Origin of the sequence: Streptomyces sp. NPDC047974, assembly GCF_040653375.1 — a bacterium.
Taxonomy (GTDB): domain Bacteria; phylum Actinomycetota; class Actinomycetes; order Streptomycetales; family Streptomycetaceae; genus Streptomyces.
In genome coordinates, this window is sequence record NZ_JBEZNU010000001.1 from 310,149 (window position 1) to 325,132 (window position 14,984).

At 72.1% G+C, this 14,984-nt stretch carries 13 protein-coding genes; 2 read left to right on the plus strand and 11 right to left on the minus strand.

What is annotated here, in order from left to right; all coding sequences use genetic code 11:
* Window positions 1–15 precede the first annotated feature (15 nt).
* From AB0E19_RS01360 to AB0E19_RS01370, 3 genes are read right to left on the minus strand one after another with little or no spacing between them, the layout of a single operon-like run.
* Window positions 16–1,065 carry a MoxR family ATPase gene (locus AB0E19_RS01360; protein WP_362171277.1) on the minus strand — a complete coding sequence of 350 codons (1,050 nt, stop codon included), beginning with the start codon at window positions 1,063–1,065 and terminating at the stop codon, window positions 16–18.
* Window positions 1,062–3,233 carry a trypsin-like peptidase domain-containing protein gene (locus AB0E19_RS01365; RefSeq protein WP_362171280.1) on the minus strand — a complete coding sequence of 724 codons (2,172 nt, stop codon included), beginning with the start codon at window positions 3,231–3,233 and terminating at the stop codon, window positions 1,062–1,064. Before AB0E19_RS01365 ends, AB0E19_RS01360 begins: the two co-directional genes overlap by 4 nt.
* A 1-nt stretch (window position 3,234) precedes the next feature.
* On the minus strand, window positions 3,235–3,549 hold the full coding sequence (locus AB0E19_RS01370) for a trypco2 family protein (protein WP_362171283.1): 315 nt from the start codon (window positions 3,547–3,549) through the stop codon (window positions 3,235–3,237).
* 97 nt (window positions 3,550–3,646) lie between these two features.
* Here AB0E19_RS01370 and AB0E19_RS01375 point away from each other — a divergent pair, with 97 nt between their 5' ends.
* Window positions 3,647–5,149 (plus strand): class I SAM-dependent DNA methyltransferase, encoded by a 1,503-nt coding sequence (locus AB0E19_RS01375; RefSeq protein ID WP_362171286.1) that lies wholly within the window; start codon window positions 3,647–3,649, stop codon window positions 5,147–5,149.
* A 6-nt stretch (window positions 5,150–5,155) separates the two neighbouring features.
* Here AB0E19_RS01375 and AB0E19_RS01380 read toward each other — a convergent pair whose 3' ends face one another.
* Window positions 5,156–5,596, minus strand: coding sequence for a hypothetical protein (locus tag AB0E19_RS01380; protein WP_362171289.1), 441 nt, complete (start codon window positions 5,594–5,596; stop codon window positions 5,156–5,158).
* Window positions 5,597–5,992: 396 nt separating this feature from the next.
* Here AB0E19_RS01380 and AB0E19_RS01385 point away from each other — a divergent pair, with 396 nt between their 5' ends.
* The gene (locus tag AB0E19_RS01385; protein ID WP_362171293.1) at window positions 5,993–7,303 is read left to right on the plus strand and encodes a peptidoglycan DD-metalloendopeptidase family protein; all 1,311 of its coding nucleotides are present in this window, start codon (window positions 5,993–5,995) and stop codon (window positions 7,301–7,303) included.
* Window positions 7,304–7,325: 22 nt separating this feature from the next.
* On the opposite strand, the gene AB0E19_RS01390 is transcribed toward AB0E19_RS01385, so the two are convergent.
* From AB0E19_RS01390 to AB0E19_RS01420, 7 genes are read right to left on the minus strand one after another with little or no spacing between them, the layout of a single operon-like run.
* On the minus strand, window positions 7,326–8,687 hold the full coding sequence (locus AB0E19_RS01390) for a dipeptidase (protein ID WP_362172298.1): 1,362 nt from the start codon (window positions 8,685–8,687) through the stop codon (window positions 7,326–7,328).
* A gap of 35 nt (window positions 8,688–8,722) precedes the next feature.
* Window positions 8,723–9,103 carry a Rid family hydrolase gene (locus AB0E19_RS01395; RefSeq protein WP_362171296.1) on the minus strand — a complete coding sequence of 127 codons (381 nt, stop codon included), beginning with the start codon at window positions 9,101–9,103 and terminating at the stop codon, window positions 8,723–8,725.
* A gap of 20 nt (window positions 9,104–9,123) precedes the next feature.
* Window positions 9,124–10,260, minus strand: a complete 1,137-nt coding sequence (locus AB0E19_RS01400; protein ID WP_362171299.1) for a GNAT family N-acetyltransferase — start codon at window positions 10,258–10,260, stop codon at window positions 9,124–9,126.
* A gap of 13 nt (window positions 10,261–10,273) precedes the next feature.
* A complete protein-coding gene (locus tag AB0E19_RS01405; RefSeq protein ID WP_362171302.1) occupies window positions 10,274–11,476 on the minus strand; it encodes an aminotransferase class I/II-fold pyridoxal phosphate-dependent enzyme in 1,203 nt (400 codons plus the stop codon).
* Window positions 11,473–12,465 (minus strand): agmatinase, encoded by a 993-nt coding sequence (gene speB, locus AB0E19_RS01410; RefSeq protein ID WP_362171305.1) that lies wholly within the window; start codon window positions 12,463–12,465, stop codon window positions 11,473–11,475. The genes AB0E19_RS01405 and speB overlap by 4 nt, the downstream gene beginning before the upstream one ends.
* Window positions 12,462–13,484: a hypothetical protein gene (locus AB0E19_RS01415; RefSeq protein ID WP_362171308.1), complete on the minus strand. Its 1,023-nt coding sequence runs from the start codon at window positions 13,482–13,484 to the stop codon at window positions 12,462–12,464. The genes speB and AB0E19_RS01415 overlap by 4 nt, the downstream gene beginning before the upstream one ends.
* Window positions 13,485–13,541: 57 nt before the next feature.
* Entirely contained in the window at window positions 13,542–14,969 is a 1,428-nt protein-coding gene (locus tag AB0E19_RS01420; protein WP_362171311.1) for a 4-hydroxyphenylacetate 3-hydroxylase N-terminal domain-containing protein, read from the minus strand.
* Window positions 14,970–14,984 lie beyond the last annotated feature (15 nt).

Sequence of the window (14,984 nt, forward strand, 5' to 3'; positions counted from 1 at the left end):
CGCCCGATCATCACGTCACACGGCTCCGCCGAGCCGGTGGAGCACGGCATCGAGGAGAGCTCCCGCGTCGAGGCCGATGCCGCCCTTGCGGAGGAAGACCGCGTTGAGCAGCTGGTCGGTGGCGAGTTCGCCGGAGACACGGCGGCCGAGGAACTCGCTCAGCAGGTCGTCGACGCCGCTGAGGGCCTCGGGGCCCAGGTGGGCGGCGACGATCTCGCGCAGCCGCGCCTCGTCCGGTTCGGGCAGGTCGAGGCGGACGCAGCGGCGGAGGAAGGCGGGCGGGAAGTCGCGCTCGCCGTTGCTGGTGATGATCACGACGGGGAACTCGTGGCAGCGGACGCGTCCGCGCGCCACCGGGGCGGGCGCGTCCGGATCGTCGGTCTGGACGTACACGGGCCCGTGGTCCTCGGGAAGGCGGGTGAGCTCGGGGATGGCGAACTCGCCCTCCTCGAAGACGGTCAGGAGGTCGTTCGGCAGGTCGACGTCGCCCTTGTCGAGCTCGTCGACGAGCAGGACGCGCGGGCGGTCCCGGGGCACGAGGGCGTTGCCGAGCGGGCCGAGGCGTACGTACTGGCCGATGTCCGGCTCGGCACCGTGGGCGGGCCCGTCGGTGTCGCGGCGCAGAGTGGCCTCGCGCAGCCGGCCGACGGCGTCGTACCGGTAGAGGGCGTCGTGGAGCGTGGAACGGCTGTTCACGGGCCACTGGAGGACGCGGCCGAGCGCGAGTTCATGGGCGACGGCGTGCGCGAGCGAGGACTTCCCGGTGCCGGGGTGCCCGGTCACGAGAAGGGGCCGGCGCAGGTGCAGGGCCGCGTTGACGACGTCGGCCTCCGCCGGACCGATGAGGTACGGCCGCGGGAACGGAGTCGTACGTCCCCGCTCCTCCTCGCCCGCCGGCTCCCCCGGCTGCCCGGAGGTGTCCGCCCGGCCGAACCGGCGCCACGGGGGCGCCTCCGGGAAGGGGACGTCCCGGCGCTGCCCGTTCCCGCGGAAGAGGCGCCAGTCGTCCTCGGTGGACGGCAGGTCTCCGGTGGCCGTGTCGGCTCCGTGCTCCGCGGTCGTCATGACGCCTGGGTTCCTTTCAACGGGTCCCTCAGTTCCAGGGGTTCGGGCTCGGGATACCGGCCGTCCGGCTCCCACACGAGGGAGGGGCGGGCCCGCGCCGGTCCCGGATGGGCATGGGACCTGCTCCGGAAGTTCCGCACGCGTTCGGGGAGTTCGTCCGGGGGGCCGGAGGGACGCAGGGTGTGGAGCTTGTCGGCGTCCTCGTAGGTGACGGCGTCGCGGTCCCAGAGGACGACGGGGACGCCCAGCGCGAGGCAGAGCAGCAGCCAGGAGGCGCGCTGGTCGGCGGGGCCGTGCAGGACGACCTGGGCGGTGTCGCGATGGTCGTTCTGGAGCAGGTGCGCCAGCTGCGTCGAGTTCCCGCACGTCGGGTCGGTGACCAGGGCCACCGACCCGCCGTGCTTCCAGCGGTGCTGTTGCGCGTCCGCTCGGTCCGTCACGTACTCGCTCAGCTCGGGGCAGCTCAAGGTGACCCGGTACTCCGCCCCGATGGGTTGTCCCGGAACGAAGTCGTTCGGCGCTCCCGGTTCCCATTCGTCGACGGCCAGGTGGAGCCCTGCCCGGTCCACGACGACGGTCACCCACGGCACGTGGTACCCCTGTCCGGGTTCCTTCCTCGCCGCGGCGACGGTCGCGCGCAGGCAGCGCGCCGCCTCCTCCGGGGTCTTCGACGTCGAGTCCGCCTCGTGGATCACGCTCGGGGTGCCGTCCATGCGGACGAGGACGATCCGGCACCGGTACCGTTCGTCCGCCGCGGACTCGTCCTGCCGGAGCTCCATCACCACGCGGGACACGGGCGAGGCCGGTAGGCTCGCCCACTCCACGGCGTCCGCGCGTCGTTCGCCGAGGGCACCGAGGTGGATGCCGAGCCGATCGGCGGTCGCCGTGGACCAGGCGCGGAGTCCGGCTCCGACGGCGGCGTCCGAGGCGGCCGCCACGTACTCGACGACCCGCAGCAACGCCGGAACCGGTGGCGTGCTATCCGGGACGCCCTTGCTGTCGGTGAGCGCCTCCAGTCCCTCGATCACCCCGTCGAGGTCGTCCTCCACGAGGTGGGGGCGGGCGAGGGCCTCGGGCAGGACGCCGTACCGCAGCGCCGCGCGGGCGGCGCGGGACAGCAGGGTGGGCTGCTCCTTGCACAGGCCGCGCAGCAGGTCGAGCAGTGCCTCGTACTCGTGCAGGGAGAGCAGGAAGCCGCAGCCGAGCACCCGGGCCTGGAGGAACAGGGCGGTGAGCCGGGCACGGAAGGACGAGCCCTCCGCGGCCTGCGGGGCGAGGGAGGCGCCGAGCGAGGCGAGGGCGCGGGGATGGGCCACGAGGAGCGCGGCGAGGTCGGCCAGCGACGGCGCGTAGCCGTCCGTGTCGTACCCGAGTTCCCGCGCGAGCTCGCGCGCATGGGCGACGCGGGCGATCGGGTCGGGGAGCAACTGCACGAGCAGCGGGACGAGTTCCGCCTCTACGGGGGCGCGCTCGCCGAGGGGTCCCGCCTCGGGCGGCCGAACCCTGCCGAGGGGGGCGAGCTCGGGGGGCGTGCCCGTGTGCTCGGTGAGGTGGTCCGTGAACGCGGCGTCGCCGAGGAACGACCGGGCGGGAAGGGCGTGCAGCCGCCGGGCCCCGTAGGCCAGGGCCTCCTGGACCACGATACCGACGAGGAGGTCGTCGTCGCAGAAGATCGCGGTCCCGGAGGCGCCGCCCCAGGCGTTCTTGCCGTCGGCGCCGGGGGCCGGTGCGGCGTCCTGGTCGAGGACGTAGCGGTTCATGGCGCCGGAGAGGGGCGGCAGGAAGCCCCGCAGGTGCTCGACGTCGCGGGTCTCTCCGGCGGCGGCCCGGGGGAAGCCGAGCCCTTCGTAGGGCAGGGGGGCCTTGCCCGTGGGGCTGCCCCAGCGGACCGTGCCGGGCAGCTCCGACGGCTCCTCCAGGAGCAGGAGGGCGACATCCAGGCCCTCCGGGTGCTCCCAGAGAAGCTTGGCGGACGTACGGGTCGTGTCACCCTCGACCGGATGCCCGAGGCGTACGGATGTCACGGGCCACAGCGCGTCCGTGGCGTGTTCCACCAGGACATGACGAGCAGTCAGGACGAGCTGTGGGGCGATCAGGTAGCCGGTTCCCGTGCTCCGGACCTGGCGGTCCGTCCCGCTGCGGATCAGCGCCAGTCTGCGCGGATCCACGTCACTCCTCGTCCCACGACCCGGCTTCGTCGTCGCTGATGTCGGGGCTGTCGCCGCCGGCGGCCCGGTCCTTGACCTTGAGCCGCAGCGTCAGCCTGTGGGTGCGCACGTTCTCGTGCCCGCCGCCGGCACCGACGGAGACCACGCCGAAGCCAAGCTTGCCTTCGCCGTTCACGTTGTTGCGGAGTTCGAGGAGCAGTTCGAGTTCCGCCTCCTCGACAGTGAAGGCGAACTGCTGACCGGAGCCGCTGTCCTGTGCCTGGTACAGCTCCTGCCGCAGCTCCTCGATGGCCGCGGCCAGCCCGATCGTCGACACCCTTGCCCCCACCCACGGTTCACTCGAGACGCTCCGTCGCCGTTACGTTACAGCGCCCCGGGGCCGCCTCAAAGCCCGGTCGTGGACAATCGCCGACATGGAACCACTGGAACTGTGGGGCCCTTCGGACGGCCACCGCGCCGACCGGGCGGCACCGCTCGACGATGCCGGAGCAGAGAAGGCCGACGCCTTCCTGTGGCGCGTGGCCGACCTCCTGCGCGGCGACCTCGACGCCTCCGACTACCAGGAGTTCGTCCTCGGCCTGATCTTCCTCAGGTACGTGTCGGAGGCCTTCGACGAGCACCAGCGTGAGCTGGCCGCGCACCTCGCGGCGGAGGGCGTACCCGACGAACTCATAGGCGAACGCGGCCAGGAGCGCGCCGCGTTCGACCTCGCCGGGGCCCTGTGGGTGCCCGAGTACGCCCGTTGGTCCTGGATCGTCGGCCGCTCCGGGAGCCGGAGCCTCGCGCTGCTCCTCGACGAGGCGATGGAGGGGCTGATGAGGTCGAACCGCGCGCTGACGGACGCCCTCCCGGTCGTCTACCGGCGCGGGGGCATGGACGAGCGACGCCTTGCCGAACTCGTCGGGCTGATCGGCGACATCCGCTTCGGCGACGCGCGCAGGTCGCCCAAGGAGGCGCTCGGTGACGCCTACGAGTACTTCCTGGACAAGTTCGCGCGGATGAGTATCACTCCTGGCGGCGGGTTCCATACACCTCGCTCGGTGGTCCGCCTGATGGTGGCGCTCGTGGAACCGGGAGCGGGTCTGCTGTACGACCCGGCGTGCGGGGCCGGCGGCATGTTCGTGGAGGCCACCATGTACGCACGCGCCACCAGGGGCCCCGACACCGATCTCCGCTTCCGGGGGCACGAGTCGGACCAACGGACGTGGCGCCTGGCCCGGATGAACCTCGCCGTCCACGGCATCGGGGGCCGGGCGGACGTTCGGTGGCGGGCCACGCCGAAGGTCGAGCGGTCGCCCCGGCGCAAGTCCGACTTCGTGATGTCAGCGGCGCCGCAGGACGTCTCCCCCGCCGTCTGGCTCCGTCACGCGTACGAGAGCCTCGACGCGCGGGGAACCGCCTGCCTCCTGCTTCCGAACCGGTTCCTCGACTCCGACTCGAACGTCCGCGCCAATCTGTTGGAGTCGGACCTGGTCGCGGGCGTGATCGCTCTCCCGGGTCGGCTGTTCGGGTCGCCGAAGACGTCGGCGAGCCTGTGGGTCCTCACCCAGGACAAAGGTCGGCAGGGGGAGCGGCGACTGGCCGAACGGCGCGGCGAGATCCTGTTCGTGGACGCCCGCGAGGCGGGCGCCCTGGTGGACCGGTCGCAGCGCGTCCTGACCCAGGCGGACATCACGAGCATCTCGGAGACCTACCACGCCTGGCGGGGTACCGCCTCGGCGCAGGCGAAGCGACTGGCGTACGCGGACGTACCGCGTTTCTGCGCCTCGGCGGGCCTCGCTCAGGTACGGCAGCACGACTACGTGCTCACGCCCTCGCATTACACGCACCCGGAGGCGGCGGCCCGCCCCGCGCCGAGGGGCGTGCAGGTCGAACTCGCCCCTTTGACGAGGAACTTGTTCGCGATGTTCGAATGAGCGCGGCTAACCCTTGGGGGTCAGCACCACGTAGGTGACGGCCGTTCCGTCGTCCATCACACCCCTGAAGAACTGTTCGTTCAGCAAGGGCGAGGTGGTCAGGACGGATGCCAGCACGCCCGCGGCCGAGGCGAGGAACTCCAGGACCGCGGGGGCTCCGACGAGGAGCGCGTCCTCGATGGCCTTCTGGCCCGTTTCCGTGAGGATCTCCGAGAGCAGCTCGGTGATGGACTCTTCGACGTCGCCCGGCGGGTCGGGCGGGCCGTTGTAGATCTGTACGTAGTAGCCACGCTCCTGGCGTGGACCGACCGTGATCCGGGCATCGTCGCGAATCGGACTGCCCTGAGGCGCCTGCGACGGGATCGGGATCAACGTGCCGTCCGGGTCGGGCGCGGATTCGAAGCGGGTCGTGTTGTCGCTCGCCGGGTTGGGAAGTGTGTCCGCCATGTCGGACCCTCCGTCACAGAGGCCGTTCGATCATCACATCGCACGGGAGAGGGAGAGGCTCCGGCAGCAGGCATGCCGGAAGGGAACCACTTCGAACCTACACCCGAGGTCCGAGAGCCGCGCGGTGCGGTTCGCCCGCCGTGTTCGGAGCTCCATGGGACCGGTCCATCAGTCGCGTGTGGGCGATCGGTCAAGTCTTCGGCACGTCGTGAAGTGGGTGCACTCCGGTCAACTACGCCACGGTGTGTAACGAATCGATCACGTGTCGCGCAGGCCGGCCTCGTCGTCGGGGAGGCTCGCCGGCGCCGGTGCCGCTCCGCGTGCCGGCGCACCTGCCGGCAGACGCCGAGAACCGAGCGTCCTCGCCGCCGGCTCCGGACCAACGGAGGACCGACGTTGACCCACAGACGCCGCAAGACCGTTCGCGCGCTCCTCACGGGGGCCGTCGCCCTCGGACTCGCCACCACCACGGCGACGACCGTCCATGCCGGGGCACCCCGTGCCGTCGCGAGCCCGAGCACCGTGCGCGCCGCCGCGGCGGACGCCGACTGCTCCGGTTCGGTGTCCCTCTACGGCGCCCTCGCCGACGGCCGCCTGACGTACTCCCTGATCGACCCCTCCACCGGCGACCGCGTCAAGACCCACATAGGGCCCGAACTCGGTTTCGAGCCCAAGGCGCTGGCGACGCTGAACTTCAACACCGTCCTCGCCACCGACGCCTCCGGGACCCTCTACCGGATCGACGTCAAGACCAACAACCTCTCCCTCGCCCTGATGAGCCCGCCCACACCGATCGGGACGGGCTGGACGCATGACAAGCTCGTCTACGACGGTCATGGACACCTCTACGGCACCGCCGGCGGCGTGCTGCTGCAGTACCTGGTCTCGCAGCCCAAGCCGGCCGGGTCCCAGCACATCGGCCAGCGGCGTGAGATCGGCAGCGGCTTCGTCCTGAAGGCGCTCACCTCCACCGGGGACGACCGGCTCCTCGCGAACACCGCCGACGGGCGGCTGCTGGAGTACCGGATCGACGACGCGGGGAACTGGACCGGGAAGCAGCTCGTCGCGTCCGGCTGGTCCGGCTTCGGCAAGCTCGTCTCGCCCGGCGGCGGCCTCTACTACGGGGTCACCTCCGCGGGAGGCATGTACTGGTACCAGGACCTCGACCCCCATGACGGCTCGGGCGGCGACATCGTCTACCACAACGACGATCCGGTCGACGTCTCCGGCTGGACGCAGACCCTGCTCTCCGCCGAGCCGGAGACCGCCGACTGCGTCGGCCGGCAGTACTCCTACGTCCTCCCCCGGTCGGCCGTCCCCCGCGGTGAACTGGACGACCCGCACCACGACTACGCGGCGATCGACATCCAGGTCCCCATCGGCACGCCCGTCTACGCCGTCACCCGCGGCACCGTCGGGCACGTCGACGGCGGCTTCGGAAACGGCATCACCCTCACCGACGCCGACGGCGTGACGTACATCTACGGCCACCTGGACTCGCGGGCCGTCGGCGCCGGGACCACGGTCACCCCCGGCCAGTACCTCGGCGAGTCCGGCAACACGGGCCAGTCCACCGGACCGCACCTGCACTTCGAGATCCGTACCGGTGGTGTCAAGCGCTGCCCGCAGCCCCTGCTCCTCGCGCTCTACGACGGCACCACGCCGCCTGCCCCGGCCTCCCTGCCCACCAGCGGCTGCTCCTACTGACCCATCCGGGCCTCCGGGGGCCTCACCGGCCCCGGAGGCCCGCTCCGCGGTGCAGGAAGAGGGCTTCGGTCAGGGCCACGCCGGCGATCTCCTCGGGGGCGACGCTCTCGTCGGGTGCGTGGATCAGGCACTGCGGTTCCTCGACGCCCATCAGGACGATCTCGGCATCGGGGTAGAGCTCGGCGAAGACGGTGCACAGGGGGATGGACCCGCCGAGGCCCAGCAGGGACATGTCGCGGTCGTACGCGTCGCGCATGGCCCCGGCCATCGCGGTGAAGGCGGGTCCGTCGGTGGCGGCGAGGAAGGGCATCGCGGCGGGGCCGCGCTCCACGCTCAGGCGCGCGCCCCAGGGGGCGGCGCGTTCCAGGTGGGCGGCCAGGGCGTCCTGGGCCCGCAGCGGGTCGACTCCCGGTGGCACCCGCAGGCTCAGCCGGGCCGCCGCGCGCGGCTGGACGGCGGCGGCCGCCCCGTCCACCGGGGGGCTGTCGATGCCGAGCACGGTGAGCGCCGGGCGGGCCCAGATCCGGTCGCCGACCGTGCCCCGGCCCGGCAGTTCGACGCCGTCCAGCACCTGGGCGTCCCGTCGGAACCGTTCGGTGTCGTAGGGCCGGCCGGACCAGGTGCCGCCGTGGTCGAGACCGTCGATCACGGTCTGCCCCCGGTCGTCCCACAAGGTGGACAGGACGTGGATGAGGGCGACCAGCGCGTCCGGGGCCGCTCCGCCGAACGCCCCGGAGTGCAGCTCCGACGCGAGCGTCTCGACGCGGACGACCAGGTCGGTGACGCCCCGCAGGCTGACGGTGGCCGCCGGCTCCCCCACGGCCGCGTTGCCCGCGTCGCACACCAGGATCACGTCGGCGCGCAGCTCTTCCGGGTGGCGGCGGAGGTGGTCCTCCAGTCCGCCGGTGCCTTGCTCCTCGGAGCCTTCGACGACGAGTTTGAGGTGGACCGGAAGATCACCGCCCAGCGTGCGCAGGGCCCTGAGCGCGGTCAGGTGGGCGAGGATGTTGCCCTTGCAGTCCGCGGCCCCGCGCCCGTACCAGCGGCCGTCGCGCTCGGTGAGGGTGAAGGGCGGGGACGTCCACGCCGTCTCGTCGAGGGGAGGCTGCACGTCGTAGTGGGCGTAGAGGAGCACGGTCGGCGCGCCGGGCGGGCCGGGGCGTTCGCCCAGCACGGCGTGCGTGCCGTCGCTCGTCTCGACGAGCCGCGCGTCGTCGAATCCGAGCTCGGCGAAGGCGTCGCGGACCCATCGGGCGGCCCTGTGGCACTCTTCCAGCGGGTACCGGGCGGGGTCCGCGACCGAGGGGATGGCGACGAGGTCGGCCAGGTCGCCCCACACCCGGTCCCTTTCCGCGTCGACGGCGGCGGCGAGCCGCTCCCGCACGGGTTCCGCCGTGCCCTCGCGACCCCGCACCACCGTCACGGCCGGACCGCCAGCGCGTCCACCTCGACGAGCGCGCCGGGCGCGAGGACGACGGTGACGGTGGTGCGGGGCGGGAACGGCTCGGAGACGACTTCGCGGTAGGCGGCGTCCATGGCCTCGAAGTCCTCGTCGCGGGCGAGGTGGACGCGGACCATCAGCACGTCCTGCCAGCCGGCTCCGTCGGCGGCGAGGATCGTCCCGACCTGCTCCAGTGCGCGCCGGGTCTGACCGGCGACGTCGGCGTCGAGGACGTCGCCCGTGGCGGGGTCCGTGGCCACCTGGCCGCAGACCTGGAGGAAGGGTCCGATGCGGCGGCCCTGGCTGTAGGCGCCGACGGCGGCCGGGGCGTCCGGCGTGCTGATGGTGGTGAACGACATCGTCTCTCCGGAATTGGGGTTCAGTTGCCGACGAGCGGCTGCGTCCAGGGCAGTTCCCACAGCTCGGACGGGACGGCGTCCGGTCCGTGCTCGGCCTGCCACGGGGCGAGGTCGACGGGGGCCGGGTGCGGGGTGTCCGCCGCACGGTCGGCGAGCGCCACGGTCCACAGCGGGGACAGCAGCGCTCCCCGGTTGACCTTGGCGCCGTACGCCCCGATGCCCAGGTGGAGCCGGTCCAGTCCGCGGCCGCTCATGTAGTCGATGGGCGTGTAGTAGCAGATCCCGTAGTACTCGTAGGCGTCCCGCAGCGCCTCGTAGTCGAATCCGGCCGCACGGGCGTAGAGCGTGCCCTTCCACTCGTACATCACGGATACGGCGACGAGGCGGCCGCGGCTGCGCGCGGTGAAGACCACGGAGTGGTCGTCGAGGCAGGCGGCCTGATCGGCGAACATGCGGACCGTGTCGGCCGCGGTGGTCGCGTGACCGTACTTGCTCTGCAGGTTGGCCAGCAGGGGCGCCGCCTCCTCCAGGCAGGAGCCGAGGCGCTCCGTGCCCAGCTCGTAGCCGGCCGCCAGGAACCGCTGGTACTCGCGCCTGAGGCTGATGCGATGGCGGCTGCGCAGGCCGGCGCAGTAGTCCGCGAAGGTCGCGCCCCCGGTGACGAGGGACGCGTCGCCGCAGTCGAAGTCGACCGCGGCACCGCGCCGGTGGAGCGCGGACGCGGTGCGGCTCGTGGCGAAGAGGAACAGCGAGCCGCTCCGGGAGGCGGGCTGCCGCTCGCGTCGGGCGTCGAGCAGGGCGTCGAGGACGGCGTCCTCCGCGTCGGGCGCCCGGAGGATGCCGCTGCTGTATCCCCGGTGCGCCCCCGCCACCCCCCAGTCGCCCGACGCTCCCATCTGCTTGAGCCGGGGCTCCAGCGAGTAGAAGACGTTGTGCTCCCGCTCGATCTCGTACAGCGGCAGTCCGCCGACCAGCCGGTCCGCGTCGTACGCCAGCAGGTACGACACCGAGGCGCCGCTCTCGCGCTCGACGGAGCGGAGCCAGCCGTGGGACATGTAGAAGCCCTCGGGCTCCGCGAGAGCGTCCCAGGCCTGTGCCGGCACCTGGTCCAGGGTGGCCGCGGTCTCTGTGCGCAGCCCGACGGGAGAACCGTCCATCGTGTCGTCCGCCTCAGTGCTGTCGTGACTCGGTGGTCGTGACTCGGTGGTCGTGGCGCGCCGCTTCGATGTGCTCGCGCACCGCCGCCACGACGGTCTCGGCGGCACGGACGACATCGCCCCCCGACCGGGCGAGGGCGAGCCTCACCTGACGCCGGCCGTCCTCCTGACGCGCCCAGTGGAAAGGACCGCAGGGCAGGACGTGGGTGCCGTCGCGCACCAGCGTCTCGTAGAGGGCGGCCGCGTCCGGTCCGTCCTCCGGCAGGGTGATCCGGGCGACGCTGATCCGGGCGTCGGGGTCGGTGAGCTCGACGGGGCTGCCGTCGAGGATGCCGGCCAGGGCTTCGCGGTTGCTCCGGATCAGGCCCGAGAGCTGTGTGTAGCCCTCCCGCGCGGCGTCCTCGGCGAGCTTCGTGATCATCAGGAGGATCAGCGGGGACACGGACAGCAGGACGTCGCTGAAGTACTCCGTCAGTGGAAGGTCGGTGTTCTCGCCCCAGGCCAGGAACCCGGCCTTGAGCTCCAGCGTGGGCCACAGCTTGCCGGTGTCCTCGATGACCACCCACTCCGTGCCGGACTCCTCCAGGATCCGGTAGGTGTCGTACTGCGCCCGGGTGTCCTGGGCCCGGAAGCAGGTGTCCATGGCCAGCACCCGGCCCGTACGGGCGCAGAAGGCGGCGAGCCGGCGCAGCCCGTCCTCGGACAGCACCCAGCCCGTCGGGTTGTTGGGGGTGGTGACGAAGACGGCACCGACCTCGTCCGGCAGGTCGGGTTCGCCGCGCTCCAGGTCGGCTTCGGGCACCGGCAGCAGGGTGAGTCCGCGTCCCTTGAGGAGGTCCGGGATGTTGTCGAAGGTGGGGTGCACCAGGGCGATGTGTCCGGTCCGCTGCGCCAGGGCGCGGGCCGTGATGTCCATGGCCACCGACGAGGAGTAGCAGCTGACGAGCCGTCCGGTGCCGACCGGGGCGCCGTGCTGGCCTATGCCGTGCAGGAAGGCGGCCTGGGCCTCGGCCTCGATCTCCTCGAAGACGCGCTTCTCGGCCTCGTCGAAGAGGAGGGGAAGGCTGTTCACGATCTCGCGCTGCGTGTCGGTCAGGGCCATGCGCGGGTGCCCGTCGGAGACGTTGAGGCCGCCGAGGAGCGCGTCGGTCTCCATGGAGGTCAGGTTCCGGGCGAGCTCGTCGGCCGCGGTCGGCCCGGTGGATGCGGAAGTCATGGGGTTCCCTTCGTCGTCCCGGCCGCCGGAAGCGCCTGAGACCGTAGTGCGACCTGCCCGAGGAGCTCGAACGCGACCACGGACGCGGCGTGGCTGGTGATGTCCGCGTGGTCGTAGGGGGGCGCGACCTCGACGATGTCCAGGCTGCGGTAGTTCAGCGGTCCCAGGGCCCTGAGGTACTGCAGGGTCTGGTAGGAGGTGGGTCCGCCGACCTCCGGGGTCCCGGTCCCCGGGGCGTAGGCCGGGTCGATGAAGTCGATGTCGAACGACACCATGACCGGGCGGTCGCCGACCCGCTCGCGCACGCGTCTGCCGAACTCCCGCGGTGTCGTCTCCGCCAGCTCCGGCCACCCGATCACGTCGTAGCCGAGCGCCTCGCCCGAGCCGACGTCGTCGGGGTGCACGGATCCGCGCATGCCGACCTGCACGCTGTGGTGGGGGTCCACGACCCCCTCCTCCACCCCGCGGCGGAACATGGTGCCGTGGAAGTGCTTGACTCCGTAGTAGTCGTCGAGCACGTCGCCGTGGGCGTCGAAGTGGACGACGCTCACCGGGCCGAACACCCGGGCCATGGCCCGCATCTCCGCCATGACCAGGCTGTGGTCGCCCCCCAGCAGAAGGGGGATGACGCCGTGTTCGTAGAGCGGCGTCAGGAACTCCTCCAGCCGCTCCAGGGTCAGCTCGTGGTAGCCGGGGACGACGGGGGCGTCGCCCGCGTCCACCATCGAGAGCGTCCTGGTGACGTCCACCCCGGTCGCCGGATTGTGATCGCGCAGGAGGATGCTGGCGGATCTGATCGCCTCGGGTCCGAAGCGCGCTCCGGAGCGGTAGGAGACCGCGGAGTCGGTGGGTACGCCGACGACCGCCACGTCGACCCGGCCGGCCGCCGTGAGGGGGTCGTCCACCCACGGCAGGCGCATGAAGGTGCGGGGGCCCGAAGCGATGCGCGGTTTGGTCATGCTGTCGCGCGGGCGATAGTGCTCGGTCACACGGAGGCCTTCCGGAGCAGCCAGCCGACCGCGAACCCGGTGGAGTCCATGGAGGGGTCGGTGGTGTCGAAGGCGTCGACGCGCAGGCCGCAGTCGGCGAAGAGCTTCTCCCACCAGTCCTTGGTCTCCAGCCGCTGGCTGGTGAAGGGGTGCATGAGGAGGTAGGCGTTGTAGTAGGCCTGCGCGAGCGGCTGGGCCATCGCCCGGCGGTCGGAGGACTTGAGGTCGATGTCGATGATGGCCAGGGTGAGGTCGGGCGATTCCGTGAAGAGCTTGGCGAGCATCCGGCGCACGCCCTCCTCGCCCTCCTGGCCGAGCACCTCGTGGATGACGAAGCCGAGTACGGCGAGGTCGGGCTTCTCGCTCGTGTTCTCGATCCACTGCACCGCGTCGACCTGCTCGATGGTCACCCGGTCCGCGGTCGGCTGCGTGGCGACCCACGCGCGCGCGGCCGCGGCCCCGTCGACGTGGGGTTCGATGCCCACGGCGGTCATCTCCGGGTAGTCGGCGCACAGTTCGGTCAGATAGACGCCGCTGCCGCAGCCGAGGTCCACCAGGCGGCGGTAGGTGCGGCCGTCCTCCGCCAGGAGCCCCCGCAGCAGCGGGATGGAGTCGTGCATGCTGATGCCACAGCTTCCGCTGCCCACGTAGCCGCCGCGTCGCGGGGTCGGCCCGGTGCCCTGCGCCAGGTGGTCGCCGAGGGCCAGGAACGTACCGCCGTAGCCGCCGACCATCATCTCGTACCAGGGGCGCGCCTCCTCGTAGCGGTGGGCGAGCTCGGTGAGGGTGAGGACGCCCGACTCGGACCGGTCGAGCAGGTCCGCGGCGACCCAGTAGTCGACCATGGCGGTGATGCGGGCCCGGTCGAGCTTCTTCTCCTGGACGAGCGCGTCGACCGTGGTGCCGGCCGCGAACGACTCCTGGAGGCCGGACTGCTGGAGCGTGAAGATCATGGTGCTGAGCACGAATCCCTTGAACGGTTCAAGGGCGCGCACCAGGTGGGACTCGTTGATGGGCATGACGATTCCTTCACTGTGGGTGGTGAGCGGGACGAGGCCGGCGGCCGGTGACCGGAGTCAGCGGTCGAGGTCGTCCAGAACGGATTCCCTGCTGTCCCTGTGCTGGGTGAAGAGGTCGTAGAACTTGGCCTGGAAGGCGTCCGGGGGGCCCAGGAAGAGCCGCTCGTACAGCACCTGCCGGGTGCCGAAGCGGTTCATGGTGAGGTCCGCGGCGGCGCGCAGCAGCCGGCCGTGCGCCAGGCCGTCGACGCCCGCTCCGGCGAAGTACGTCCGCATGAACGCGTGGGCTGCCGAGCCGGGGTCCTCGTCGGCGGCCACGGGGTGCATCACCAGTCCGCTGCTGACGATCTGCTGGAGCAGTTCGACGGCCCGGGGGTAGAGCCGCGCGTGCAGCATCCCGGACGCGGCGAGCGGCACGGACTGGCAGGTGTGGTGGCCGAACTCGTCCTGATGGGCCCCGGCTTCCGCGGCGACGACCAGTCCGCGCAGGGTCTCGGCGATGCCCGCGAGCTCGCCCAGCTGCTGGCGGACCACCTGCTGCCGGTCCCGGCCGGAGGCCTTGGCGCACCGGTCGGCGAGGTCGAAGACCGTCTCGGCCTTGATCCAGGCACGGACCGCCGACTGGTGCCAGGCGTAGGCCGTCATGCCGGTGCCGGGCCTGAGGTTGTTGGCCGTCTCGACGTCGCCGTGGATGAAGACCCTGTTCCAGGGGATGAGGACGTCGTCGAACCGGCAGACGGCGTCGAGCTCGTCGAAGCGGCTCGCCAGCGGGCCGTCGTCGGCGGGGGTAGCGGCGTAGGAGGGCCGTGAGTACAGGGTGAGTCCGGGTGTGGCGACCGGGATGGCGAAGCACAGCGCCTGGTCCGCCTCGGCTTCCGTCAGCGGGCGGAAGGGGTAGACCACCAGTTCGTCGGCGAAGGGCGAGAGCGTGGCCAGCATCTTGGCGCCGCGCACCACCACCCCCTCGGCGGTGGTGCGGACACTGCGCAGGGTCTGGGTCTCCCCGCGCGCGTCGGGTCCCAGGTGGCGGTCGCCGGGCGGGTCGCTGATGGCGTGCGTCAGAACGAGGTTCGCGTCCCGCGCGAGCTTCCAGTACGCACGGACGTTGTCCTGGAAGGCGCCGAAGTGGCCGGCCGCACCCGCCCAGGCGGTGAGCACGGTGGCGACGAAGTCCGGGCTCCGGCCCAGCAGGCCGCCGCTGAGCCGCGCTATGCGGGCGAAGGCCCGGCCCCGTGCGTGGACCGCCGCGGGCGAGTCGGCCAGCGAGTAGGCGAGCGGCTGCCCGTCGTCCGCCGCGAGCCCTTCGCCGGGTCGGTGGGCGTCCAGGAGGTCCGCCAGGAACCCGGCCATCCCCTCGGTCGCCGGGTCGTGCGCCAGGTCGTCGACGAGACGGCCGGCCAGGTGCACCCGCCTGCCGTCCGCCAGACCGGCCAAGTACTCCTTGCCGGTGCGTATGCGGTCGTGTGCCGTGGTGTTCGCGGTCATGTGCCTTCCCTGCCG